Source organism: Alteribacillus sp. JSM 102045, assembly GCF_041949975.1.
GTDB lineage: Bacteria > Bacillota > Bacilli > Bacillales > Marinococcaceae > Alteribacillus.
On record NZ_JBHFQG010000016.1, the window covers coordinates 54,474 to 81,160 of the forward strand.

Here is a 26,687-nt window from a genome sequence, read left to right on the forward strand (position 1 = left end):
TCATTAAAAATTCTATCATGATAGGAGATAAAAGAAATCATTAATTATCTTCAATATTTTTGGAATATTAGCATTATTTTTAGGGGAGGTGTTTGCTTAAACAAAACATCCGTTACATTATTTTCAACTAAAAGATCCCGATGCAGAGAGAGCCCTCTACGTCGGGAAGGAATCGTCTTTATTATCTAGTTCTCGAATGACCCGCAGCGGATTGCCTCCTACAAAACTGCCCGGAGCCACGTCCTTATGCACAACGGAGCCTGCAGCGACAACGGCTCTGCTGCCAATCGTTACACCGGGCAGAATAGTGGTATTTGCCCCAATTAAGACATCATCACCTATTTCTACCCTGCCGATGCGGTACTCTTTGATTAAATATTCATGCGCAAGAATCGTTGTATTGTAGCCAATGACGCTATTTCGACCAACACTGATTTTTTCAGGAAACATAATATCTGGCATCACCATCAGCGCAAACGCGGTGGTTTCCCCTACCTTCATTCTTAAAAAAGTTCGGTACAGCCAGTTTTTTAATGGCAAAAACGGGGTGTAGCGCGCCATGTGAATAATAATAAAGTTTTTCACTACTTTCCAGAAAGGTACTGTTTTGTAAATGTGCCAGAGCGAATTGGCGGAGTCAACCGGAAACCGCTCCATCCGTCTCATGTTGTCTTCACTCCAAGGTGATCAAGCAGATCGGGCATTTTATTTAACATAATATCCGGTTCGAATGTCCGGAGGTAATCTTCCCCTTTTATCGTCCATGCGACTCCGGCTGTTCTCACGCCGGCATTTTTTCCGCCGAGAATATCATACTGACTGTCACCAACCATCATCGTTTCCTCAGGGCGTGATCCCAATTCCTTCATCGCTTTATCCAACGGTTCTGAATCTGGTTTCACCTTATCCACATCATTAAATGTAACAACAGAAGAAAAATAAGGGAGCAGGCCAGAAACTTCGAGTCCGAGCTTTGCGGTATGTTTTCTTTTCGTCGTCACAATAGCGAGCTTAAATCCTTGCTTATGAAGCTCTTGAATGGTTTCTTTTACTCCTTCATATTCTTCAATCAGCTCATCATGATGGGCAAGGTTATGTTTTTGATAAATTTCAATAAGTTCCTCTGCCCGGTCCGGGTCAATTTTTCGAAAGCTTTCTGTTAGAGGAAGTCCGATATAACAGACAATATCTTCCCTCGTGTAACGCCCGGGTGCATAGCTGTCCAGGGCGTGCTGAAAAGATGCGATAATCAGTTCATTTGTGTTTACAAGCGTTCCATCAAAATCAAACAAGACGGTATTAATAGTCATAGGTTGCCTCCTTACGGGCGTATTCACTTTTTTCCGATTTGTTCCAGATATAAGCGATCAGCATCGTTAAAAGAACAGCCGTTACAAGCCGGATAATTAATAATGGAATAACCGGAATGCCAAGCGGGATAAAAATAAGTGTATCTTCTATAACAGCATGACAGGCCACAAGAAATATAAATACAAGATATAAATCCTTTTTCTTAACATTATCTTCTTTTATCGCTTGAATCATAACCCCAGCTCCAAAAGCCAGGCCAAAAACGATACCAGATGCGAGTGTAGTAGACGTATTTTCCCGAATGCCAAGCATTTTTGTAAACGGAGACATCCATTTTGAAAATACCTGCAGCCAATTTAAGTCTTTCATTATTTGAATAAATACCATAATCGGAATGACCACCAGTGCGATCTGGAGCACGCCCATAAATGCACTTGATATACCTTCCCATAACACACCTTCCCAGCCGCTCACTGCGGCCTGGGCATCCTGTGATACAAATCCGTATTGAGCCTGACTTGAACCTCCCTGCCACAGCCAATGGATCATCAAAGCGGAAAAGAAAGCAAGCCCAAGGCGTACGGCAAGCACCACAGACATACGCACGCCTACTTTTACCGCAACAGCTGATTCTACGAATAAATTATGGGAAAAAGAAAGCATCACTGCTAAAATAAATACTTCTTTTACAGCTAGATCCATCGATAATATAGCCCCGATAGCTGCGTATAAGTTCAGTACATTTCCAAGTACAAGAGGAATGGCGGCCTCTCCAGGCAGACCAATCCATCCCATGAGCGGTGCAAGCAGTCCCGCCAGCCAATCAAGAAAAGGAGTATAACCCAGCACGGTGACTATTAATGTTACCGGAAAAATAATTTTCCCCAGGGTCCAGGTCGTTTGCAGACCTACTTTAAGCCCTTTTTTCAGCGTATCCATCTCATCCCCGCCCTTTTCATACTCTTAATTATTTTATCTCTTTTTTTTACCTGTCTTTTTATTGTGGTGGATCTTTCTTTGTTTGTTTGGCGGAAGCCCGCCTCCATCTTCATCTAAGTAATGCGCATGAACAAGGCCCATTTTTCGGCGATATATCCACAACGCAATGGCGCCAACGACCAGCAGTAAAGACAGTACTTGAGCAGCTCTCAGCATGTCACCTATCATTAAGCTGTCTGTGCGCATGCCTTCCACAAAGAAACGGCCGATAGAATACCAAATAATATAACTTAAAAACAGCTCTCCGCGGCGTAAATTAACGCGGCGTAGATACATCAAAAGTGCAAAACCCAACAGATTCCATATCGATTCATATAAAAACGTAGGATGGTAATAGGTCCCATCAATGAACATTTGATTAATAATGAATTCAGGGAGCTGCAAGCTTTCCAGAAATCCCCGGGACACCGGACCGCCGTGTGCTTCCTGATTCATAAAGTTGCCCCAGCGGCCAATTGCCTGACCGAGAATGATACTTGGAGCCGCTATATCTAGCAGCTTCCAAAACGAAATTCCTTTTTTTTGAGCAAAAACATACGTAGTTAAAACAGCTCCAATCAATCCACCATGGATAGCCAGACCGCCTTGCCAAATGGCGAGAATTTCCCTTGGGAACTGAGAATAATACTCCCATCTAAAAATCACGTAATAAAGCCTTGCGCAAAGGATAGAAATAGGTATGGCGAAAATGAGCAAATCTGCAAAAATATCTTTCGGCATTCCTCGCTTGTCCGCTTCCCGGTTCGCAATAATAAAGCCGAGAAAAGCACCTAAACCGATAATTATGCCGTACCAATAGACGGTGAGTGGCCCTATTTCAAACGCAACTCTGTCAATAGGCTGTATTGAATATAACATAACAGCTTTCTCTCCAATCTTATCCTAAAATTCTTCCCGGTCTCCGTCTTCAATCACATCGGTAAGACGATCAGAAAACTGCTGTGCGGTATTAATACCCATACGTTTCAAACGGAAATTCATTGCCGCTACCTCCACAATAACAGCAAGATTCCGGCCGGGACGCACAGGAATAGTGTATTTCGGAATTTCCGTATCAATGATTTTTAATTTTTCCTCTTCTATCCCTAACCGATCATACGCTTTCGTTTCATCCCATAATTCTAAGTGAATGGTAAGGGCAATCCGTTTGAACGGGCGAACCGCTCCCGCCCCAAACAGTGTCATGACATCAATGATGCCCAACCCTCGAATTTCAAGAAGGTGCTGAATCAATTCAGGCGGCCGTCCGACAAGCGTGTCTCCATGCTGCTGACGAATTTCAACCGAATCATCTGCGACAAGCCGATGGCCACGTCGGACCAAATCCAAAGCTGTCTCACTTTTACCGACACCGCTCGCCCCTGTCAATAGAACACCTATGCCATAAATGTCCACGAGGACCCCATGTACAGCGGTCGCTTTAGCCAGTTGAGCTTCAAGAAAATTAGTAAGCTGACTGCTCAAACGGGTGGTAGTTACATCAGAACGTAAAATAGGCACTCCAGTTTTTTCTGCACTTTCTATAAGTTCCGGTGGTGCAGCTAACCCGCGGGAAATGATAATTCCCGGTGTGTCATATGTACATAATTTTTCCATACGTTCTTTTTTTTCATCATCACTTAACTGCTGAAAAAAAGATAACTCGGTACGTCCGAACAGCTGCAGACGTTTAGCTGGATAATAGGTAAAAAAACCAGCCATTTCTATACCCGGCCGGGAGATATCACTTGTGGTTATCGCTCGGTGAACCCCATCTTCCCCAGACAGTACTTCAAGGTTAAAACGTTTGACTAAATCATTTGCCGTTACTTTTGCCATTTTTTCAACCCTCCAACCATTTCCACAATCAGGCTGTTTGCCCGGTTGGAATACTCAGTATTTTGTGCACTTTTTTCATTGTAGCATGATTTCTTCAGAATGTGGAAATTTCGAGAGAAGCTTTGATTGGAGAGTTTAGGAAAACCTAAAAAAGCTGCCTCATATATGAAGAGACAGCATTTGAGACGAAGATGTTCCGTTCACACAGTACGTGAAACGTACATAGAATTCGGTATTTCTGAGGTTCTGATGTAATTCTTTTTTTATAAAGGACTTTCACAGACAGAGGTTGCTAAAATTCTTATGATGGAACGCGGGGGCCGAAAAACCTTCAAACAAGTTAACGGAACACAGATAACCTTCCACGTACCTTGCGTCGATCCGTTACTTTCTTCGCAGAGGATCAACGATAAAATTATTAATGAACACATTTAATATGGCAATAATAATGGCAGCCAATAGCGCCATGCCAAATCCTGAAATTTCAAAGGCATCTCCCATTAACCCAGCAGTGAGCATTAATAAGGCCGCATTAATAATGAAGATAAAAAATCCGAGTGTAAACACAGTAATTGGAAGAGTGAGCACTACTAAGAGCGGACGGATCAGCATGTTAATAACAGTCAAAATAATACTAGCCAACACGGCTGCGCCGATCCCCTGGAGTTCAAACCCGCTGAAAAAACCTGCCACTACCATAAGCGTTACCGCGTTTACAATAAACGGAACAATACAGCCCATTACTCGACCATATCTCCTTCATTCGGCATAATAATAGCTAAGACAATGTAAGCGATCGGTACAGGAAGGCCCCAAGTAATAATAGCTAATAATACAGTTACGATACGGATTAACGTTGGATCTACATTAAAATAATTAGCAATTCCTCCGCATACCCCTGCAAGCATGCGGTTATGCTGGCTGCGATGTAATTTTTTCATTTTCTTTTCCTCCTCAGACATGTTTCGGTTTTATTGAAATGGATCCTGTTTTCGTGCTTGCATCTAAACGTAAACGCGGAGATGCTGCATGGTTCGAAGTAAACCGTAATGATTTCTGGATAAAATCTTTTTTCTCTTCTGTAATTTCCATATCGCTTAACGAATAATTATAGTTTCCTACATTGGTTCTCAGCTGACCTTCAGTGCGAATATGCTCAGGGATAGTAATGAAAATACTTCCAGTAGTGGCAGAAAGATTGGCTCGTGCATCTTGGCTGATAGAAAGCTTACTATCAATCGTACCATTAACCGATTCTGCTTCTAAATCACGGATGTCGGTATCTAATTCAATCGTTCCATTCATGGTTTTAATATCAGCAATATCAAGTTTTCCTCGGCTTATTTTAATTGGACCATTTACAGTTTCCCCGCTGAATTTCATATGATCCGGGGCTTCGATGGTTAAACTTCCGTTTACAGCTTTTCCTGAAAAGCTGTCCGCTTTTATTAGTTCCCCTTTCAAATGGCCATTAAACGTGTAGAGCTGCACGCGTTCATACGTTTTGCGCGGCAGATACATTACGGCATTCACTTTGATAGATTTGGTTCTCGTATAAAAGCTGAGCAGATTTCCATCCACTTCAAAAGCCGTTTCGTTTAAAAACTCCTGTCGGGCTTCTTCTTGATTTTTTCCTTTATAAACTCTGGCCTGGCAATCCATTTTTACATCATTTTCATTCCACGGCTTTAATTCAATAGAACCGTTTTCCAAAGAAATATCCAGCGCCGTTTGTTCCATATTTTTATGTTGAAAAATATGATGGACGTTTTGATACGTTCCGAAATTAAAATCGAGATCCAATTCTTTGATTTTTTGAATGGCGCTGTCGATGAAATCGGTAAAGCTTGTCGTAGCATCTGCTTTTTTCCGTTTTTCTTTCTCCCAATCTTCAAACCGCTTATTTCCTTCTTCCCAGTTCACCTTCGTTGAAAGACTGTTCGACGACTCTGGGCCAGTAACACCCGGATCGCTTTTTTCTTCCGAGGTGCGTGTCTCCGGTTGTTTTTGTGTACCGGTAACAGAGGCAGCGTCTGCATTTTCTGTTTTATTTTCCTGGTTCAGCGCTTTTAGTAATTTTGCGCCGTCTTCCGGTGAAATTTTTTCTTCTTCTACCATCTTTAAAATTAGCTTGCGTTCTTCTTCCATCGTTCATCCCTTCCTTTTTCAAAACTTGGATCATGCCAAGTTAATATAGACAAAACTGGTCTCAAATAAGACTTCCGCCAAGTACAAGGCTTAACGCAGGCTTTGTTAACTTATAATGTGTTACTAATACGTTTTAAAATCATTGTTCGGTAGTAACTCTTACGTTTAAGATATCGTTTTCGTTTCAACATTTCTTCCGACTGGAGACGGATTTCCACTCCCCCTGCTGTCTGTTTTTTGTCTCCTTTCTATGATGAAATGATGAAAAAAGCTGCCTCAAAGGCACAGGAGAAATAGCTGGTTTTCCATTACAGTTTGTACGGCAACCTCATATTTCTTGCGCTTTTGAGACAGCTTATTATTAAGAAGACGATGGCTCAGCTACCTGCTCGGCTTGTAATAGCTTTTCTTCCATTCGTTTTTGTTCTCTTTCTAGAATCGGCTCTAAATAATAGCCCGTGTAAGATTCTTTTACTTTCACGACTTCTTCAGGCGGTCCATTTGCCACAAGTTTCCCGCCTTTGTCACCGCCTTCCGGACCAAGGTCGATGATATAGTCTACTGTTTTAATAACGTCCAAATTATGCTCAATAACAAGAACGGTATCTCCATTTTCTACAAGACGCTGAAGCACCGTCAAAAGTCTGTCAATATCGTCTATATGGAGACCAGTTGTCGGTTCATCCAGAATATACAGTGATTTACCAGTAGAGCGGCGGTGCAGCTGACTGGCCAATTTCACCCGCTGTGCTTCTCCTCCGGAAAGGGTCGTTGCAGGCTGGCCAAGTTTAATATAACCGAGTCCTACGTCAAAGAGCGTCTGGATTTTACGTTTAATTTTCGGGATATTTTCAAAAAATGTGAGTGCTTCTTCTACTGTCATAGCGAGCACATCAGCGATATTCTTCCCTTTGTACCGTATGTCTAAAGTATCACGATTATACCTTTTTCCGCCGCATTCTTCGCATGGGACGTATACATCCGGCAGAAAATGCATTTCAATTTTTATAATGCCGTCTCCTTTACATGCTTCACAACGGCCGCCTCTTACATTAAAGCTAAAGCGTCCCTTTTGATAACCGCGCATTTTTGCTTCGTTCGTCATCGCAAATACTTCACGAATATTATCGAAAACTCCGGTATATGTCGCCGGATTAGAACGCGGCGTTCGGCCGATAGGGGACTGGTCAATATCGATCACTTTCTCAAGCTGATCAATTCCTTCAATTTTTTTGTGGTTCCCCGGCTTTTCTTTGCCGCGGTGCAGCTTTTGAGACAAAGATTTGTATAAGATGTCATTGATTAATGTACTTTTTCCGGAACCTGAAACACCGGTGATAGCAGTAAACAGACCGAGCGGGATATCTACATTGGTATTTTTAAGGTTGTTTTCTTTTGCTCCTTTTATTTTAAGCCAGCGTCCTTGCGGCTCCCTGCGTTCTGCTGGAAGCGGGATGAATTTTTTGCCGGATAAATACTGTCCGGTTAAGGACTTCTCGTCTTCTTTTATTTCGTCCGGGGTTCCTTCAGAGGTGATATAGCCCCCGTGCACACCTGCCCCCGGTCCGATATCTACAATGTGGTCAGCCGCCAGCATTGTGTCTTCATCATGCTCCACGACAATCAAAGTATTACCAAGGTCTCTCATTCTCTCAAGCGTACGGATTAAACGATTATTATCGCGCTGGTGAAGCCCAATTGAAGGCTCATCCAGTATATAAAGTACGCCCATTAAAGAGGAACCTATTTGGGTGGCAAGCCTTATTCGCTGCGCTTCTCCTCCGGACAGTGTGCCGGCTGAACGGCTTAAGGTTAAATAATCAAGCCCGACATTTACTAAAAAGCTGAGCCTTTCTTCAATTTCACGCAGGATTAAGCGAGCAATCGCGAGTTCTTTCTCGGTTAGTTCCAGGTTTTCAAAGAAACTCTTTGCATCTTTCACAGAAAGCTCTGTCGTTTGGCCGATATGACTGCCCGCTACTTTCACGGCTAAACTTTCTTTGCGGAGGCGGTAGCCTTTACAAGTCGGACACGGATTGCGTGCCATATATTGTTCCATTTGCTCGCGGATATAATCAGATACTGTTTCGTGATAGCGTCTGGATATATTCCGTAATACTCCCTCAAAATAAATCTGCCGTTCTTTTACAGTGCCCCGGTCATTTTCATACCGGAAAGTAACCTTTTCTCTGCCGCTTCCGTGTAAAATAATGTCCATTTGCTGCTTCGGAATATCTTTAACAGGCACGTCCATGTCGATGCCAAAGTGGTGACAAACGGATTCTAAGAGCTGCGGATAATATTGAGAGCTGGTCGGCTCCCAGGCAGCGATCGCATGGTTTCTAATCGTCCGCTCCCAATCCGGAATAACAAGCTCTTCGTCCACTTCAAGTTTGCTGCCAAGACCATCACACGTTGGGCACGCGCCATACGGACTGTTAAAAGAAAACAAACGCGGCTCAAGCTCTCCTATAGAAAAGCCGCAATATGGACAAGCGTGGTGCTGGTTAAACAGCAGTTCCTCTTCTCCAATTACATCTATTAGCCCTTTTCCTCCGCTTAAATCAAGAGCAGTTTCCAGAGAGTCAGCAAGACGGGTTTCTACGCCATCTTTAATTACGATGCGATCCACAACTGCTTCGATGTCATGCTTTTTATTTTTCTCAAGATTAAATTCTTCACTGACTTCCCGCATTTCACCATCAACCCGGACACGGACAAACCCTCTTTGTTTCAGGTCTTCAAGAACCTTCACATGCTCTCCTTTCCGCCCTGACACAAGCGGAGAGAGAATCTGCATTTTGGTACGCTCCGGGTAAGCAAGCATACGGTCCACCATCTGCTGCACCGTTTGAGACGAGATCTCAACATTATGCTTCGGACAGACAGGCCGGCCTATTCTTGCAAACAAAAGCCGTAAGTAATCATATATCTCCGTTACCGTGCCCACCGTGGAGCGGGGATTACGGCTTGTTGTTTTTTGGTCAATAGAAATGGCTGGAGACAGCCCTTCAATCGAATCGACATCTGGTTTATCCATTTGCCCTAGAAACTGCCGGGCATACGCAGATAAGGACTCGACATAGCGGCGCTGGCCTTCAGCGTAAATCGTATCAAATGCAAGCGATGATTTACCCGAACCAGACAGCCCTGTAAAAACGACCAGCTTATCTCGCGGGATTGTCACATCAATATCTTTTAAATTGTGGGAACGAGCACCTTTTATTCGTAAGTTTTCAAGAGCCATAGAGGTCATCCTTCCGCTTTTAATTCAAGTACCATATCACGAAGCTCTGCAGCCCGTTCAAACTGAAGATCTCTGGCTGCCTGCTTCATTTCTGCTTCTAATTCGTCTATTACTTTTTGACGTTCCTTCTTGCTCATTTTTTCAAGGGCCGGCTTGTTAAAGTCCCCTTCTTCCTCAGAAGCGATCGTTGCCTGAATTAAATCAGGAATGTCTTTTTGAATGGTTTTTGGAGTAATACCATGTTTTTCATTATAGGCTTTCTGTATTTCACGGCGGCGGTTCGTTTCGTTGATGGCAACATCCATTGAATCTGTTATTTTATCAGCATACATAATAACGTGCCCATTAGCGTTCCTTGCCGCACGGCCCATGGTCTGGATCAGCGAGCGTTCGGCACGGAGAAAGCCTTCTTTGTCCGCATCGAGTATAGCAACGAGAGAAACTTCCGGGATATCCAGTCCTTCACGGAGCAGGTTGATTCCTACGAGTACGTCAAATTCTCCGAGCCGGAGCTGGCGTATAATATCAATCCGTTCTAATGTTTTAATATCGGAATGTAAATATTTTACACGTATACCAACTTCTTTTAAATAAGCCGTTAAATCTTCTGCCATTTTTTTTGTTAACGTCGTGACAAGCACCCGCTCTTTTCTGTCTTTCCGTTCATTAATTTCTCCGATTAAGTCATCGATCTGCCCTTCAATCGGCCGAACATCGATCGTCGGATCCAGAAGTCCGGTCGGCCGGATGATTTGTTCCACCATTTCAGGCGAATGCTCAAGCTCATATGGTCCAGGTGTAGCTGATACATACACGGCCTGTCGCACACGTTTTTCAAATTCTTCGAATTGAAGCGGCCGGTTGTCCATTGCAGACGGCAGGCGGAAGCCGTGATCCACCAATACACTTTTACGGGCCCGGTCTCCATTGTACATGCCACGGACCTGCGGAAGTGTCACATGGGATTCATCGACCACTATTAAAAAATCATCTGGAAAGAAATCAAGGAGCGTATAGGGAGATTCACCTGGTTTACGAAACGTCAGATGGCGGGAATAATTTTCAATGCCGGAGCAAAAACCCATTTCTTTCATCATTTCGATATCGTAATTGGTGCGCTGTTCAAGGCGCTGGGCTTCCAGCTCTCTGCCTTTTTCCCGAAAATGAGCCAGCTGTTCTTCGAGTTCTTTTTCAATATTTTTAATTGCCCTCGTCATTTTCTCTTCTCTCGTAACAAAGTGAGACGCCGGGAAAATCGCCACGTGATTGCGCTCTCCGAGAATTTCTCCGGTAAGAGCGTCCACTTCCGTTATTCTGTCTATTTCATCACCGAAAAACTCCACTCGAATGCAATGTTCGTCTCGTGAAGCCGGAAAAATTTCTACGACATCACCGCGCACACGGAATGTCCCGCGCACAAAATTTATGTCATTACGCTCGTACTGAATATCGACGAGTTCGCGGAGCACGTCATCTCTTTCCATTTCCATGCCTGTACGAAGAGAAAGCACTAGGTCACGGTACTCTTCCGGCGAACCTAAACCATAAATACAGGATACACTGGCGACAATGATGACGTCATTTCTTTCAAATAATGCGCTCGTAGCAGAGTGTCGCAATTTATCTATTTCATCATTTATACTGGCGTCTTTTTCTATATACATATCCGTCTGTGGAATATATGCTTCCGGCTGGTAATAGTCATAATAGCTGACAAAATATTCAACTGCGTTATTTGGAAACAGCTCTTTAAACTCACTGTAGAGCTGTCCTGCCAAGGTTTTATTATGTGCGATGACAAGGGTTGGCTTATTAACTTCTTTTATAACATTGGACACAGTAAATGTTTTACCCGTTCCTGTGGCACCAAGCAATGTCTGGTGTTTTTTGCCTTCTTTTATTCCTTTTGTTAAAGCTTTAATTGCCTCAGGCTGATCCCCTTCCGGATCATATTTGGAAACTAAATCAAAGGTTTCATTCATGAGCCCTATCCCTCGCTTCGTTTAAATCACTACTTACATCTTTTCAATACTGCTTATACATTATACCACATAACACGTCAATTTAAACGATTTTTACGAATATATGTTCGTATTTTTATTTTCCAGAAAGACCGCGAGCTGAACAATATTTATCTCAAGCAGTGGACGGTTGAATCGTGTAAGCAGTTCGCTAGGCGGACTCACGTTCCGCTAATTTCTTCTTTTCTTACTGATTTAACGTGCTTGAGGACCTCAGTTACGCTAATGGCTGTATTTTTTGAGAAAATCATCAATTTCACATGAAATAACGGAATAAGGGTCCGCGTGCCCGTCTATTTCTAACATTTTTACGAATATAAAAAAACGAGGGGCCGTTCCCAACAACTTTTTTATAATTAAACAGTGCAAAAAGTGCAAAAAACGACGGTATAATTTTTTCCGTCGTTAAGGTCCTGTTTTCTGATGTTTCGATACTCGCCATCCTACAGGAATGGCTGCAGCAAGAGAAACAGCTGCTATAATCATCGTTCCCACCCCTAGGTTCCACGGCTGTAATGCTGCTGTCACCATAAGAGCAACAGAGACGCCGCCAATAAAACTGTGGGTAAGCCTCACACCTGCCAGGATAAGAAAAAACGGGAGAATTACCGCTCCCACTACTGTCACCACAAACCATCAGTCCTTCTTTACTTCAATAGAGGAGAAGTTACCAGTAGTTTTAGTTTTTCCCCCTCTATTACGCTTCTTTTGTCATTATTTCCGGAAAATCCTGTTCTTTTACTAATAGTACACCGAGCTCATGATGCTCATTGTCATATACTGCGGATTGAGTATGTCTGATTTCTCCTTGAACATCACATACTTCTACTTTACAGTAAGCAGAATTTTTCTGAAGAGAATCATAAAATTCACTTTCATTGTTTACAGGCTGGCCGTTTACTTTCATTATTACTTCGCCAGGTTTCATTCCCATTTTTTCTGCGGGCGATTCAGGAAGCACCCCAAGAATACAGATACCATGCTGACGTAATCGGAAAAAAGGGGTGTGAGACCGTTCTTTTCCTTTTATCCAGAGTGTGAGTATTTCTCTTGCAGCCACCGCAAAAATGGCTGTATATAATACCATAGCCGGAGCATAAAAAGCTGCTGCCGTGCTTATCCCCGTGATAATTGCTAGTACCATAACGCGCTGTCCTGCTAATTTCATAGCAGCTGAGGGAAGAGTAGAAAATATACTGTATTTAACTCCAATCGCAAACGGTACGAGAGAAAGAGATAAACCTTCATCCCCTATAGATAACACAGGCCACCAGTTCAAAGCTTCCAGTGTACCGCCCGGAACAAAAATGAAAGCCGGAATGAACCAGATACGCTGGAGCCGGTGTGCTCCAATCCATTTTCCACGTGAGCTTTTCACTACAATAGGAGAGGTATGGTTCTTGCCATTTCTCCATATGAGCAGTCCTTCGGCAAGCATTAGCACAGTAAGGAGTACAAGAGCTGGACGGTAATCGGCTTGTCCCAGCTCAGACAATAAGCTGTCCACCCATCCGTAGCCGCTCTCCATCCCCGGTAAAAACAACGCTAAGATAATAGCCAGCCCAATAGTATAGGAAGGAGAAAGCCAGCGGATTCTCCCAAGAAGGATAAACAGAAACATGATACTTCCGACCAGTACTAGAAAAGCAAAAGGCACCGTTAAACCCGTCGCAAAAATTACAATAGATAGTGCAATCCCAGTCAGCAGACCGGGTAAAAGCGGTGCGGTAACGTCAAATACCGCTTGATACACCCGTGTATGAAAAGCGGCCCTCTCTCTTTTCACACGAACATAACCAAGTATAAACATCGTGATTGGAATAATATATGTAAGCGGATGCGCAAAAAAACGCCCCAGACCTTTTAATACTTCTATGCCAAAAACATCCATGGCGGCATCTCCTTTATGGTAGATGGATCGGTTTCGTATGCTTAGAAGATAACACCGCAACATTAAAAATTATATTCTAATGGGGCGGATGAGCGCAGCAGAGCGCTCATTTCATTAAGAAGTTTGTTCGCTGACTACTTCTAGTGCTTTTTCTAATTGTTTATCGTTTTCGGGATCACGAATTAATTCAAGCAGATCCTGATTTAACCGACTGACCGTTTCTTCGTCTATAATCCCTGTTTCATCGAGGTCTTCTTCGGCTGCCTGGAAGGATGCCACAGCTTCAGCTGTCTGCTCATCAAAATAGCCATCCGTACGACCGGGATCGTGCCCTAGCCCTTCCAACATCTGCTGCGCTATTTTCACTTGTTCTCCGACAGATTCCTGCTTCAATTCTTCCTCAGGCGCCAAAACTGCTGAATAGAAGTATTCTGGCTGCCTGACTTCAATTGTAGGCTCCACCCCTTCTTCATTGATCCAGTTTCCATCCGAAGTGAGCCACTTAAACATAGACAGTTTCAATTCGCTGCCGTCTCCAAGCTGCATCGATTGCTGCACTGTACCTTTACCGTAAGTAGTTTCACCAACTAAATCATAACCGCCTGCTTCTTTTAAGGCAGCCGCTAATATCTCAGAGGCAGATACACTTCCTTCATCAATAAGGCCGACAATAGGATAATCTTTTCTTTCATCAAGCTTGGAAATGGAGCGAACTGTTTCTCCATTTGGATCTTCAATTTGAACCACTGGTTCTCCACCAGGGATAATTAAATCACCTATATCTTCAACACTGTTCAAAAATCCGCCCGGGTTGCCGCGCACATCCACAATTAATCCATTCATACCTTCTTCTTCCAGCTTGGTTAAATGCTCTTCAAATTCTTCTGCTGTGCTCTCAGAAAAAGAAGTTAGTTCAAGATGGCCGATTGTTTGACCATTTTCTTCTATCGTTTCTGAACGAACCGTTTCTACTGGAATTTCATCGCGTTCTACTTCTACCTCAAATGGGTCCGAAGAGCCTCTCTGCACAGTGAGAGTGACATTGGATCCTTTTTCTCCGCGGATTTTAAGTACCGTTTCATTCAGAGAATCGCCTTCTGTACTTTCGCCGTCCACTTTTAGAATTTGGTCATTGGGCTGCAACCCAGCTTCTTCAGCAGGAGAATCACGAAATGGTGAAACAATCGTCACTATATCATCTACCATGCTTACCTCTGCACCAATGCCTTCAAAGGAAGATTCAAGTGACTGACTGAACTCATTTGCTGTTTCTTGATCCATATAAGCCGAATGAGGGTCATCCAGCTCTTTTACCATTCCTTCAAGAGCTCCTTCAAGCAGCTGTTTTTCATCAACATCTTCTACATACTGCTCGTTAATCATTTGATACACTTGTTCAATTTTTTCCATTCCTGCTTCTGCAGCTTCTGACGACTCTTCACTTTGCTCAATGTTCTCTACTTGATTATTGGCATTAGAAGCAGACCGGGAAGGGTCTTCTTCTGTATCTTTTATTGACATTCCAGCAAACACACCGCCAGCTCCTGCTACTAACACAGCGCCGGTAACTGCTGCTGCCGCTTTTGTTTTCCATTTCATTATGTTTATCCACCCCAGCTCTGTTTCATAGCATGTATCTTGCAAGCTAGTTATTATATGCAGAGAAAAGAGCAAATAGAATCGCCGCTCCTTTTTTTTCATACATTCTGCTTCCTTTTATTCTAGCATGAAAAATGCACTCAACAAATACTATAATTGAAAAACAAAATAATAATAGACAGGGCTTTTACAGCTTCCTTTACGTCCATCATTATTCTCTCTTTATTTCTTAAAAATAGTGATAAGCTGCCATTTAGGCGTTCACCTGACATTTTAAAAATTTATTTATATTTTTATTTTCATTTGCACAGCACTGAAAGAAAAAGGTACAGTGAAAGAAAAGGAAGGTGGGTATAATGAAAAAAATATATATGGATTTTAATGCCAGCACCCCGCTTGCTCCGGAAGTGAAACAAATTATTAATGATCTGGGTGATGGCGCTTACGGCAACCCATCTGCTTCTCACTGGGCCGGCTCTCCAGCTAAAATGGCTGTAGAAAAAGCACGGCAGCAAGTTGCAAGTTTGATAGGCGCAGCGTCAGAAGAAGTGATATTCACAAGCGGCGGCACCGAATCCAATAACCATGTACTTAAAGGTATTGTTGAAGCTAACCATAGGAAAAAAACTCATATTGTAACTACAAAAGCAGAACATCCTGCCATCCTCGAACCATGCAGGTATCTAGAAAAAAAACATGGTGTTTCTGTCACATATATTGATACGGATACTTATGGACAAATTCATCCGGAAGATATAAAAAAAGCCATAACAGACAACACGATTCTTGTTTCAGTGATGCATGCCAATAATGAAACCGGAACCATTCAGCCGCTTGAAGAAATTGCAGAGATTACCCGTCGGCACAGCATTCCTTTTCATACAGATGCGTCTCAATCTCTCGGAAAAATCCCAGTGAACGTTGACAAGCTGGGTGTTGACTTTCTAACGATTGCCGGCCATAAAATTTATGCACCCAAAGGCATTGGAGCGCTGTATATGCGAAGCGGCTGCACACTTCCTTCATTTATGCATGGGGCAGGACATGAACAAGGAAGACGTGCCGGTACGGAAAATGTCATTCTTGCAGGAGCGCTCGGCCAAGCATGCGAATCTGCAAAACAGGATCATAATATAAAAAGAATAAAAGAATTACGAGATCAATTCTGGGTAGAATTGCAAGAAACATTTGGCTCCCTGGTTCACCTGAATGGCCATCCTAATCAGCGGCTGCCGAATACATTAAATGTCAGTTTTATAGGGTACACAGGACAAGAAATTCTCGAGCGTGTTCCTGAGCTTGCCGCTTCCACTGGTGCCGCCTGCCACTCTGGAACAGTTCAGCTTTCTTCTGTGCTGGAAGCTATGGGTGTTGATGAAGAAACCGGGAAAGGAGCTGTCCGTTTCAGCCTTGGGCGTTATTCAGAGGAGAAAGATGTTCGTGTTGTAATGGAGAGACTAAAAGAAGTTTTATAGATTGGGAACAAAAGCGCAAGCGCCATGTTCAGCCTCGACAGGTAAATGTTCTTCAGTCATGAAAGGCGCTCTTTGCCTTTCATGACTGGAGGTTATTAAACCCCGAGAGGCTGGGCGCTGAAGTTAGACGCGGATCAAACAATATGGTGATAGTTATCCACAACTTGTAAAAACATAATTTCCTAAACAATAAAAAAGGAGTGCCTCCGAGGGAGACACTCCTTTTCTATTATTCTAAAAGTCTACGTAATTACGAGGGTTTACCGAGTTGGATTTTGATCCGTTCCACGGTCCTTCATGAACTTCAAAGTGAAGGTGAGGACCTTGAGAAGCACCTGTATTCCCCATCATGCCAATTTTGTCTCCTTTAGAAACACTCTCTCCAGCGGAGGCACTGATTGACGACATATGCGCATAAAGCGTTGTGACCTGCTTGCCATCGACGCGGTGAGAAATCATCACCGTATTACCGTAGCCGTTCATATATTTTGCCTGCACAACCGTGCCGTCCTCTGCTGCAACAATTGGTACATTCGAACGGCCGCCCTGTCCAATATCCGTACCATGATGCATTCTGCCCCAGCGCGGACCGTATTCAGAAGTTACCGCACCGGTTGCAGGTCTTGTTAATTTCCCGCTTCCACTATCTGGTGGTACATCACTGCTGGAACTGGCACTGCTTTCTGAGCTGCTGCCGCTGGATCCGAAAGATGAATTCTCGGTTTGTTCTCTTTCATGCTGCTTCCGTTCTTCCTGGCGTTTTTCGTATGCTTTTAATTCTTTTTCAGCAGCTTCTTCCTGCTTCTTAAGAAGCTCTTCTTCGTCCTCAAGCGAAATAAGAGCATCTTCTAAGAGCTCCTCCTCCTCTTCAAGATCGCCTAAAATATCACTTTTTTCTTCTTTTTGTTCTTCTAATTTCTCTTTTAAATTTTCCAATTCATCCAGGCTTTCTTCAAGAGAAGCTAACTCTTCTTCTACTTTTTCTTTTGCTTCTTCTAACTCTTCCTGGTCTTTAATATGTGCCTCTAAAATTTCTCTATCTTGTTCTGCAATGGTGTTCAGCGCAGACACTCGGTCAAGAAAATCGCCGAAGCTTTTTGCTCCCATGAGCACTTCTATATAATCAACAGAACCGCCGTTTTGATACATAGCGCGGACCCGGTCTTTTAACAGCTCATCGCGCTCTTCAATCCGCTTTTCAAGCTCTTTGATGCGGTCTTTCAGTTCATCAATGCGTTCTTCTGTATCTTCTACTTCGTCTTCTTTTTCCGAAATTTTTTCGTTCGTCTCGGTCATTTCTTCATCAATCTGGCGAAGCTCTTTTTCTACTTTTTTTATTTCGTCCTCGAGCTCTTCCATTTCTTTCTTTGTTTCTTCTGAATCTGCTTTGTTGCTGTTTCGCTTTTCTTCTAAATCACTTAGCTTCTGCCTTAGTTCAGAGCTGGCATCTGCTGTATTATCTGAAGTTCCGTACGCAAAGCCGACAGTAATAACAGCAAATGCAATTAAACTCCTAACTATTTGTTTCCTCATCCCCAGTTTTCCTCCTCTATACTTTTCCATGAACAAAAGCGTTATACTTTTAAAAACTTACGAACGGATGTAAGACTTCCCCAAACGCCGACCAGCGCTCCTATTCCAAGGAGAACAAGCGTTACCTGCAAGGTCAGCGGATAGACCGGCAGAAGTTCTGCAAAATTCAACCGCAAACGATCTGCGAAGTTATCATAAAGATAGTGGTAGCCCGCCATAATAGCGGCTATTGGCAGTACCGCTCCCAGTACACCGAGCAGCAAGCCTTCTATAAAGAACGGCCAGCGTATAAAGCCGTTTGTTGCCCCTACTAGTTTCATAATTTGAATTTCTTTTTGTCTAGCTACGATCGTCAGCTTGATCGTATTTGAAATTAAAAACATTGCAGTAAACATAAGCCCGAGTACAAGCACAATGCCTATGGTACGAAGAACATTGGTCACGTTAAACAGCTGTTCAACTACCTGTTCACCGTAATCGACCCGGTCTATGTGAGGCAGTTCCTCTGCCTCCGATGCAACCTGCTCGGTCAGCTGCGGATCGGCAGCATGTACAATAAATGCATCATTCAGTGGATTTTCATCGCGAAGAGACTCAAACGCTTCTCTATCTTCTTCTCCAAGGCTTTCTATTAATTCATCAAGCCCTTCATCTTTTCCCAAATATGTAACACTCTCTACGTTATCTATCTGTTTGAGTCCTTCTTCTAATTCTTCTTGGTCTTCATCTGTTGCTGTTAAATCAACATAAACCCTAACTTCTACGTCTTCTTCAACAGAAGACATGAAATGATTCATGTTCATAATAAGAATTAAAAAGACACCAACTACCATCAGCATAATCGTTACTGCGCTAATGGAAGCAAAACTCATCCAGCCATTGCGTCCGAGATTTTTCATCCCTTCTTTTCCATGACGTACAAGGGTTCTACCTTTCATATCCGTAGTCCCCCCTTAGCTCATCACGAACAATTCGGCCGGAATCAATCGCGATAACCCGTTTTTTGATCGTGTTTACAATTTCGCGATTATGGGTAGCCATTAAAATAGTCGTTCCCCGGCTGTTAATATCCTCAAGGATATCCATAATCTCCCATGAGGTATCCGGGTCCAGGTTTCCAGTAGGCTCGTCCGCTATCACCACACGCGGTTTGTTAACAATAGCACGCGCTATAGATACTCTCTGCTGTTCGCCTCCTGATAATTCATCCGGTAAAAATCGTGCTTTATTTTTTAGTTTAACAATATCAAGCACTTCCATAACTCGTTTTCTTATGACGTCGCGTGGTTCTTCAATAACTTCAAGTGCAAAAGCAACATTTTCAAAAACAGATAACTTTGGGAGCAGTTTAAAATCCTGAAATACTACCCCGATTTTACGGCGTAAATACGGTACATGCTTTTCTTTCAAAGTGGTAAGGTCCGAACCGTTTATCACAATACTTCCTTCTGAAGGTTTCTCCTCACGGTAAATCATTTTAATAAACGTTGATTTCCCGGCACCGCTTGGCCCTACCACGTATACAAATTCTCCTTTTTCAATCAGAATGTCGATATTATTCAAGGCGTTCACACCATTAGAATACGTTTTCGACACATCAATCATTTCTATCATACTCATCACTTCCTGAAGCAAACAATTTCTAAGCTGGGTCGACAAAGGTGCTTGTCCGCTGCTTCCTGAACATATTTTTACATGAAAAGATACTTGGCAGTACCAAGCATATAGTGAGTCATCGGTGTTTTGAAATTTTTTGTTGAAAAAAGTAAAGAAAGATAAGTTTATGTCATCTTCCACTGAAACATTATATCATCTTTCCAACCGAAAAAACGCTATAAAAGTATTACATTTTTGTTTCAATGGTAATGAGAAATAAAAAAAAGTCGTGAAATCGTGAGAGTAAAGGGGTTTGATGATGCATAGGGGTTGTAATAATTAAAAAGAAAAAGTGTAGGAAAAAAGTCTTGATTTCGTGAGAGGGCAGGACCGGAAATTCCGGTCCATATACACCGATTATTGGTCTGCAACCCAGGCTGCGACGTTATCCGCTTCTTCGCCTTCAATGATGTCTGCTGGCATACCGCCTCCACCATTATCAATCATTTCGCGTACTTCATCCTCAGAGTGTCCTCCTGGAAGCTCCGGACCGCTTGCGCCTTCCAGGTTCTCACCATGACATTGCGCACAGTTTGCTTGATAACTTTCTTCAGCAGCTGTTTCATCATATGTCTCGCCGCCTTCACCGCCGCCAGATTCACCTTCGTCTTCTTCTCCGCCTCCACAGGCTCCAAGAATAAGTACGGCACTGCCTGCGATCGCCATGAGAAATTTTTTCATGATGGTTGTCCTCCCTCGTTCAAATTAATAAATGATAATTCTTCCAAATATCGCTCACTTATTATACCCTACTATTTCTTTTTTAAAACCCTCTCCAAGTACTTCCGCAGCGTTTGTCACTACCACAAAAGCCTGAGAATCAACAGATTGAACCAATTGTTTCAATTTTGTGACCTCATTTCGGTTTACTACACACATTAATACCGGCCGGGGGTGGTTGGTATATCCCCCATGAGCATCTAATTTGGTGACGCCGCGGTCTACTTTATTTAAAATAACGTCCAGTACTTCGTTTTCCGCAGCGGTAATAATGAACGCTACTTTTGCATATCCCACGCCTGTTTGAACGATATCGATTGTTTTTCCAGTTACAAATAAACCGATTAAAGCATAAAGGGCAAATTCAAGACTGAAGACAAAGGCTGACGTCGCAACAATCAGTCCATCCATAACAAACACACAGACCCCAAGTGAAATGCCAGTATATTTATGTATAATCTGTGCGGCAAGGTCGGTACCGCCGGTAGACGCATGCGCACGGAACACTAAGCCTAGCCCAAGACCAACCCCTATACCTCCAAATAAAGCACCTAGCAGCGGATCATCTACGGCTGGCTGAATATTCCTTGTCATATAGACCACTAACGGAAGAAATAACGTGCCAATTAAGGTTTTTCCTCCGTATTTCCAGCCTCCCAGAAGAACGATTCCCGCGATAAACAGCGGGATATTCAGAGACCATAGGGTAACAGCCGGCTCAATTGCAGCCACATCATAAATAATAGTGGCAAGACCGCTTAATCCCCCGGAGGCAATACGGTTTGGCAGCAAAAATAGGTTATAAGATACAGCTACTATCGCTGAGCCTAAAAAAATAAACAATGAATTGAGAACCAGCTGCACGTTCTGCGGCATTGGTTCCCGCCGTTTATCCCAATTCCACATCCCGTATTCCTCCTGATGTCAGCAGCTCATTTGCCGCCGTTTAATATGCTTTTACGGCTCCGCCTTCGACCAGTAATGTTTGGCCGGTCACGTAAGTATTCGCTCCAGATCCAAGAAAAACAACCTGCTTAGAAAATTCTTCAGGGGTTCCATAACGTCCTGCCGGTATAGAAGCTTCACTTTCGGCTCTAACGTCTGCAAGCGTTTTGCCCAGGCGCTCTGCTTTCTTTTCATCTAAGGTTTTGGTACGATCGGTCGCAATCCGGCCAGGACCTACAGTATTAATAAGTACTCCGTCAGGCGCCAGCTCTCTTGCTAAGCTTTTCGAAAGTCCCGCTATGCCCATGCGAAAAGTGTTGGAAAGTATTAAATGGTCCACCGGTTCTTTTAATGAAGAAGATGCAATATTTACGATTCGTCCTTCATTCTTTTTTAATTCAGGAAGCGCAGCACGAATAGCGCGGATAAAACTAAACAATGTCAGCTCAAACGCTTGCTGCCAATCACTATCTTTCATGTCTGCAAATGTACCGGCAGGAGGACCTCCGGAGTTATTAACGAGCACATCAATACGGCCCATTTTGTCTCTGGCTTGTTCCATTAGTGCTTTGATATCCTCTGCTTTAGAGACATCACATGTTTTCCAATACACCGGACTGCCGCTTTCTGTTTCAATTTCTTTGGCAGTTTTCTCCAACGCTTCTTCGTTTCTTCCCGAAAGCATCACCCTCGCTCCTTCGAGCGCAAATTGTCTAGCAGATGCTTTACCAAGCCCTTTACTTGATGCTAACACCACAGCAGCTTTCCCTTTTAATTCAAGATCCATTTTCAGCCTCCTCAACCTATGGGTAAAATTTTATTTTTGCAACCCTTTACAAAAATGCACCATCTAAAAATTCTTATGGTACATCCCATAAGGGTTGAGCATAAATAAGACGAGCCGGCCCTTTTTCAGGGCCAGGCCCTAATGCTTTAAGCCTTCATGCTCGAACGCAAATATTCATCAATAAACGGATTGATATTTCCGTCCATCACAGAAGACGTATTACCGATTTCAAGGTTGGTTCGATGATCTTTTACCATATTATAAGGATGGAATACATAAGAGCGAATCTGACTCCCCCAGCCGATCTCTTTTTGTTCCCCTCTGATTTCATTAATTTCTTTTTGCTGCTCTTCCATTTTTTGCTGATAGAGTTTTGCTCTAAGCATTTTCATCGCTCGTTCTCGGTTTTTAATCTGAGAACGTTCGTTTTGACATGTTACAACCGTATTGGTTGGAAGGTGGGTGATCCGCACAGCCGAATCGGTCGTATTGACATGCTGGCCGCCAGCCCCGCTGGAGCGGTACGTGTCAATTTTGAGGTCTTCCGTATTAATCTCTACCTCGACGTCATCGCCCATCTCCGGCATCACTTCACAAGATACAAAAGAAGTGTGGCGCCGGCCTGATGAGTCAAATGGAGAAATCCGCACCAGCCGGTGAACTCCTTTTTCTGCTTTCAAATAACCATATGCATTGTGGCCTTTGATAAGAAGCGTTACACTTTTTACCCCCGCTTCATCTCCTGCTAAATAGTCAAGAGTTTCTACAGAAAAGCCTTTTTGTTCGGCCCATCGCTTATACATACGTAAAAGCATTTCTGCCCAATCCTGTGATTCCGTACCGCCGGCGCCAGGGTGAAGTTCCAAGATGGCATTGTTTTTATCATAAGGTTCGCTTAAAAGCATTTGCAGTTCAAAATCATTTAATTTCTGGTTCAGTTCTGTCACGCCATTTTCAAGCTCTTTTTTCAAGTCTTCATCGTCTTCTTCTTTGACGAGCTCATAGGACACTTCAAGGTCATCATACATGGTGGAAAGCTCTTTATACCCGTTCACCGTGTCTTTTAATACATTTGATTCATCGATTACTTTTTTCGATTCATCCGGGTTGTCCCAAAAATCAGGTTCGGTCATTTTTTCTTCTAGTTCCGCAATACGCTCCTCTTTTTCAGAGAGGTCAAAGAGACCCCCTAAAGTCCGCTAAACGCTTAGCCATACTAGAAAGATTATTGCGAATGTCTGACATATCCATAACAAGTCACCTCGTGTAAAGTTTATTGTTTATTCTCAAGCAAAAAAGAGGAGGAGGCGCGCTCCCCCTCATTTCATTTATTATTGGGCTGCTTCCTGCCGGCCGTGGCAGTGCTTATACTTTTTGCCGCTTCCGCACGGGCAGGGTTGGTTTCTTCCGACATTTTCTGTTTTGCGAATCGGCCGCCGTTTTGTGTTTTGGCGCTCCGTGTTGTCGCCGTGGACAGCTTTTCCTTCCGCCACTTCTTCACGTTCGAGGTTGTTGCGAACTTGTGCTTTCATCACGTACGTAGCAACTTCTTCTTCAATGGACTCTACCATTTCTTCAAACATGTTAAAGCCTTCAAATTTATACTCGCGGAGCGGATCATTCTGCCCATAAGCTCTCAGATGAATACCCTGACGAAGCTGGTCCATTTGATCAATGTGATTCATCCATTTACGGTCTACGGCGCGGAGCATAATTACTCTTTCAAATTCGCGCATCGTTTCTGCTGTCATTTCTTCTTCTTTTTCTTCATAGCGTGCGTACACTTTTTCTAATACAAGCTCTGTAATTTCCTCTGGTTCTAATCCTTTAACGTCTTTTTCTGAGATATCATCCGCTGCAAGGACGGTTCCTTTCAAGTAGTTAACTAGCGCCTCAAGGTCCCAATCTTCCGGTACCGTACTTTCCGGAGTATGCAAGGCAACAGCTCGTTCTACTACTGATTTAATCATGTTTTTCACAATTTTACTGAGATCATCGGATTCGAGCACTTCCATACGCTGGGCATAGATGATATCGCGCTGTTCGCGCATAACATCATCATATTGAAGGATTTGTTTACGAGCATCAAAGTTATGGCCTTCTACGCGTTTTTGGGCTTGTTCAACGGCCCGGCTCACGAGCTTACTTTCAATAGGCTGATCTTCTTCCATCCCTAAACGCTCCATCATGCCACGCATGTTATCCGAACCGAACCGGCGCATCAGCTCATCTTCCATCGATAGATAAAACTGAGAAGCACCCGGGTCACCTTGACGACCGGAACGACCGCGCAGCTGATTGTCAATACGGCGGCTTTCATGACGTTCTGTACCAATTACATACAGTCCGCCAATATCTGTGACGCCGTCCCCGAGTTTAATGTCAGTTCCGCGCCCGGCCATGTTGGTAGCAATCGTAACTGCTCCTTTTTGACCTGCATCTTCTATAATCTTCGCTTCGTTTTCATGGTTTTTCGCATTCAGGACATTATGGGGCACTTTTCTCTTTTTCAGCATCCGTGAAACAAGTTCGGAGGTATCGACACTTACCGTACCCACAAGTACCGGCTGACCTGATTTATAAAGCTCTTCTATTTTTTCTGCTACGGCTTTAAATTTGCCTTCGCGGGATTTATAAATCATGTCCGGTTTATCCTCACGAATAATCGGCTTGTTTGTTGGAATGGCCGTGACGTTCATGCCATATATATTGCGGAATTCTTCTTCTTCTGTTTTAGCAGTACCTGTCATCCCGGCAAGCTTGTCGTACATGCGGAAATAGTTTTGGAACGTGATGGAAGCAAGAGTCATGCTTTCCTTCTGCACCTGCAGGCCTTCCTTAGCCTCGATCGCCTGGTGAAGGCCGTCACTGTAGCGGCGTCCCTTCATCAATCGTCCGGTAAACTGGTCCACAATAACAACTTGTCCTTCATCAACGACATAATCAGTGTCCCGATGCATCGAAACATGGGCCTTCAACGCCTGGTTGATATGGTGAATGAGCTGCACATGCTTTTGATCAAACAAGTTATCAATTTGAAATGCCTGTTCTGCTTTGTTAACCCCTTCTTCTGTCAGTTGAACATTTTTTGTTTTTTCGTCATACGTATAATCTTCATCCAGCTTCAAGCGGCGGACAAAGGCATCTGCTGCCATATACAGCTTGGTCGACTGCTCCACAGAACCCGAAATAATAAGCGGCGTTCTCGCTTCATCAATTAAAATAGAGTCCACTTCATCGACCACTGCAAAATGAAGTGGCCGCTGCACCATTTTTTCTTTGTACAGCACCATGTTATCGCGCAAATAGTCAAAACCGAACTCATTATTCGTACCATAGGTAATATCAGCCAGATAAGCTTCCCGTTTTTCTTCTTTTGTCATTCCTTTTTGGTTCAACCCAACGCTAAGGCCTAGAAAACGGTACAGTTCCCCCATCGTTTCGCTGTCACGGCCGGCAAGATAGTCGTTGACAGTTACGACGTGAACTCCTTTTCCAGCTATAGCGTTAAGATAAACCGGCATCGTAGCAACAAGGGTTTTCCCTTCCCCGGTTTTCATCTCGGCAATGTCGCCGTCATGAAGGACAATCGCCCCCATTAACTGAACGCGGAAAGGCGTTAGTCCAAGAACACGGGTGGATGCTTCTCGTACGACCGCAAAAGCTTCCGGAAGCATTTTTTCAAGAGATTCACCATTGTTATAACGCTCTTTAAATTCTTCTGTTTTAGCTTGCAAATGATCATCAGTAAGCTGTTTCATTTCTTCTGCGTAACTTTCTATTTCATCCACCGTTTTTTGCAGTTTTTTCAAGCTTCGCTGATTCGTATCACCGATTACTTTTTTTAGTAAACCGATCATGACGCTATCATCGTCCTCTCTTATCCGTCTATCGGAATGTATCTGAAAAGCGTGCGGTTCATAAAGGGACCGCATGATAAGCCTTGCGCTTTTCTTAGTTAAAGAAGGTACTATTTTGTAAAGCTTAGTCCCTTCCCAGTATATGGAGAATCTTTTCACACTTATTCATCATTTTATCAGTTTCCGCGGCTCCTTACAACGGGGCGAGGAGGCGGGCCAAAGGAAGGGCTGGGACAAAACCCAGTAATTAAAAAGAGTGGTACCCGCCAATACGTTGGTGAGTACCACTCTTTTTTTAATAAAATTCTAAAATGAAGTACGCAAAAAGGATACCTTCTGATAAAGTTAAAGTACACACACCAAAACAGTATCGGAGGTATCCTTATGTTTAAACATTATACCATGAATCAAGTCATTTTGCCGTTAGATTTAGAAATAAAACTTCAAGAAAATGATATAGCCTATGCCGTCAACGATGTCGTAGAGAGTATTCCGGATGAAGCATTCACTGGATTTTTGCGTAAAACAGGCTGTCCGGCTTATCATCCGCGAATGATGATGAAGGTAATTTTATGCGCTTATACGCAATCTGTTTTCTCTGGCAGAAAGATCGAAGGGTTATTGAAAGATAGTGTCCGAATGATGTGGTTAGCTCAAGGGTATGAACCAAGTTACCG

23 protein-coding genes are annotated in these 26,687 nt (G+C 43.2%); 2 read left to right on the forward strand and 21 right to left on the reverse strand.

Annotated features, from left to right (window positions below):
• Positions 1 to 156: 156 nt before the first annotated feature.
• The 13 genes from ACE1TI_RS12110 to ACE1TI_RS12170 form a co-directional block, all read right to left on the reverse strand.
• On the reverse strand, positions 157 to 666 hold the full coding sequence (locus ACE1TI_RS12110) for an acyltransferase (RefSeq protein ID WP_375007831.1): 510 nt from the start codon (positions 664 to 666) through the stop codon (positions 157 to 159).
• The gene (ppaX, locus tag ACE1TI_RS12115) at positions 663 to 1,310 is read right to left on the reverse strand and encodes a pyrophosphatase PpaX (RefSeq protein WP_375007833.1); all 648 of its coding nucleotides are present in this window, start codon (positions 1,308 to 1,310) and stop codon (positions 663 to 665) included. Before ppaX ends, ACE1TI_RS12110 begins: the two co-directional genes overlap by 4 nt.
• Complete coding sequence (locus ACE1TI_RS12120; protein WP_375007834.1) at positions 1,300 to 2,250, reverse strand: nucleoside recognition domain-containing protein; 951 nt, start codon at positions 2,248 to 2,250, stop codon at positions 1,300 to 1,302. The genes ppaX and ACE1TI_RS12120 overlap by 11 nt, the downstream gene beginning before the upstream one ends.
• A gap of 33 nt (positions 2,251 to 2,283) precedes the next feature.
• Positions 2,284 to 3,168 carry a prolipoprotein diacylglyceryl transferase gene (gene lgt, locus ACE1TI_RS12125; protein WP_375007836.1) on the reverse strand — a complete coding sequence of 295 codons (885 nt, stop codon included), beginning with the start codon at positions 3,166 to 3,168 and terminating at the stop codon, positions 2,284 to 2,286.
• Positions 3,169 to 3,192: 24 nt separating this feature from the next.
• On the reverse strand, positions 3,193 to 4,128 hold the full coding sequence (gene hprK / locus ACE1TI_RS12130) for an HPr(Ser) kinase/phosphatase (protein ID WP_375007837.1): 936 nt from the start codon (positions 4,126 to 4,128) through the stop codon (positions 3,193 to 3,195).
• Positions 4,129 to 4,512: 384 nt separating this feature from the next.
• A complete protein-coding gene (locus ACE1TI_RS12135; protein ID WP_375007838.1) occupies positions 4,513 to 4,869 on the reverse strand; it encodes a phage holin family protein in 357 nt (118 codons plus the stop codon).
• The gene (locus ACE1TI_RS12140) at positions 4,869 to 5,069 is read right to left on the reverse strand and encodes a PspC domain-containing protein (RefSeq protein ID WP_375007839.1); all 201 of its coding nucleotides are present in this window, start codon (positions 5,067 to 5,069) and stop codon (positions 4,869 to 4,871) included. The genes ACE1TI_RS12135 and ACE1TI_RS12140 overlap by 1 nt, the downstream gene beginning before the upstream one ends.
• A gap of 13 nt (positions 5,070 to 5,082) precedes the next feature.
• On the reverse strand, positions 5,083 to 6,276 hold the full coding sequence (locus ACE1TI_RS12145) for a DUF4097 family beta strand repeat-containing protein (protein ID WP_375007840.1): 1,194 nt from the start codon (positions 6,274 to 6,276) through the stop codon (positions 5,083 to 5,085).
• A 361-nt stretch (positions 6,277 to 6,637) separates the two neighbouring features.
• A complete protein-coding gene (gene uvrA, locus ACE1TI_RS12150; protein ID WP_375007841.1) occupies positions 6,638 to 9,523 on the reverse strand; it encodes an excinuclease ABC subunit UvrA in 2,886 nt (961 codons plus the stop codon).
• A gap of 5 nt (positions 9,524 to 9,528) precedes the next feature.
• A complete protein-coding gene (uvrB, locus tag ACE1TI_RS12155; RefSeq protein WP_375007842.1) occupies positions 9,529 to 11,505 on the reverse strand; it encodes an excinuclease ABC subunit UvrB in 1,977 nt (658 codons plus the stop codon).
• Between the two features lie 444 nt (positions 11,506 to 11,949).
• Positions 11,950 to 12,174 carry a hypothetical protein gene (locus ACE1TI_RS12160; RefSeq protein WP_375007843.1) on the reverse strand — a complete coding sequence of 75 codons (225 nt, stop codon included), beginning with the start codon at positions 12,172 to 12,174 and terminating at the stop codon, positions 11,950 to 11,952.
• Positions 12,175 to 12,241: 67 nt separating this feature from the next.
• Positions 12,242 to 13,435: a PDZ domain-containing protein gene (locus ACE1TI_RS12165; protein ID WP_375007844.1), complete on the reverse strand. Its 1,194-nt coding sequence runs from the start codon at positions 13,433 to 13,435 to the stop codon at positions 12,242 to 12,244.
• A gap of 114 nt (positions 13,436 to 13,549) precedes the next feature.
• Positions 13,550 to 15,034: a S41 family peptidase gene (locus ACE1TI_RS12170; RefSeq protein WP_375007845.1), complete on the reverse strand. Its 1,485-nt coding sequence runs from the start codon at positions 15,032 to 15,034 to the stop codon at positions 13,550 to 13,552.
• A gap of 356 nt (positions 15,035 to 15,390) precedes the next feature.
• On the opposite strand from ACE1TI_RS12170, the gene ACE1TI_RS12175 reads away from it, so the two are divergent.
• Entirely contained in the window at positions 15,391 to 16,509 is a 1,119-nt protein-coding gene (locus ACE1TI_RS12175) for a cysteine desulfurase family protein (protein WP_375007846.1), read from the forward strand.
• A gap of 234 nt (positions 16,510 to 16,743) precedes the next feature.
• Here ACE1TI_RS12175 and ACE1TI_RS12180 read toward each other — a convergent pair whose 3' ends face one another.
• From ACE1TI_RS12180 to secA, 8 genes are all read right to left on the reverse strand, one after another.
• On the reverse strand, positions 16,744 to 18,042 hold the full coding sequence (locus ACE1TI_RS12180; RefSeq protein WP_375007847.1) for a murein hydrolase activator EnvC family protein: 1,299 nt from the start codon (positions 18,040 to 18,042) through the stop codon (positions 16,744 to 16,746).
• A 41-nt stretch (positions 18,043 to 18,083) separates the two neighbouring features.
• Positions 18,084 to 18,980: a permease-like cell division protein FtsX gene (gene ftsX / locus ACE1TI_RS12185; RefSeq protein WP_375007848.1), complete on the reverse strand. Its 897-nt coding sequence runs from the start codon at positions 18,978 to 18,980 to the stop codon at positions 18,084 to 18,086.
• Positions 18,970 to 19,656 (reverse strand): cell division ATP-binding protein FtsE, encoded by a 687-nt coding sequence (ftsE, locus tag ACE1TI_RS12190; RefSeq protein ID WP_375007849.1) that lies wholly within the window; start codon positions 19,654 to 19,656, stop codon positions 18,970 to 18,972. Before ftsE ends, ftsX begins: the two co-directional genes overlap by 11 nt.
• A gap of 399 nt (positions 19,657 to 20,055) precedes the next feature.
• Positions 20,056 to 20,379, reverse strand: a complete 324-nt coding sequence (locus tag ACE1TI_RS12195; RefSeq protein ID WP_375007850.1) for a c-type cytochrome — start codon at positions 20,377 to 20,379, stop codon at positions 20,056 to 20,058.
• Between the two features lie 54 nt (positions 20,380 to 20,433).
• Positions 20,434 to 21,324, reverse strand: a complete 891-nt coding sequence (locus tag ACE1TI_RS12200) for a YitT family protein (protein WP_375007851.1) — start codon at positions 21,322 to 21,324, stop codon at positions 20,434 to 20,436.
• A gap of 40 nt (positions 21,325 to 21,364) precedes the next feature.
• Positions 21,365 to 22,150: an SDR family oxidoreductase gene (locus ACE1TI_RS12205; RefSeq protein WP_375007852.1), complete on the reverse strand. Its 786-nt coding sequence runs from the start codon at positions 22,148 to 22,150 to the stop codon at positions 21,365 to 21,367.
• A gap of 146 nt (positions 22,151 to 22,296) precedes the next feature.
• A protein-coding gene (gene prfB, locus ACE1TI_RS12210; protein ID WP_375007853.1) for a peptide chain release factor 2 occupies positions 22,297 to 23,401 on the reverse strand; the annotation gives its coding sequence in 2 pieces (ribosomal slippage) (positions 22,297 to 23,328 and positions 23,330 to 23,401; 1,104 coding nt in all).
• An 80-nt stretch (positions 23,402 to 23,481) separates the two neighbouring features.
• Complete coding sequence (gene secA / locus ACE1TI_RS12215) at positions 23,482 to 26,010, reverse strand: preprotein translocase subunit SecA (protein WP_375007854.1); 2,529 nt, start codon at positions 26,008 to 26,010, stop codon at positions 23,482 to 23,484.
• A 384-nt stretch (positions 26,011 to 26,394) separates the two neighbouring features.
• Here secA and ACE1TI_RS12220 point away from each other — a divergent pair.
• Positions 26,395 to 26,687, forward strand: a 293-nt coding sequence (locus ACE1TI_RS12220) for a transposase (protein ID WP_375007855.1), incomplete at its 3' end; no start/stop codon positions are given.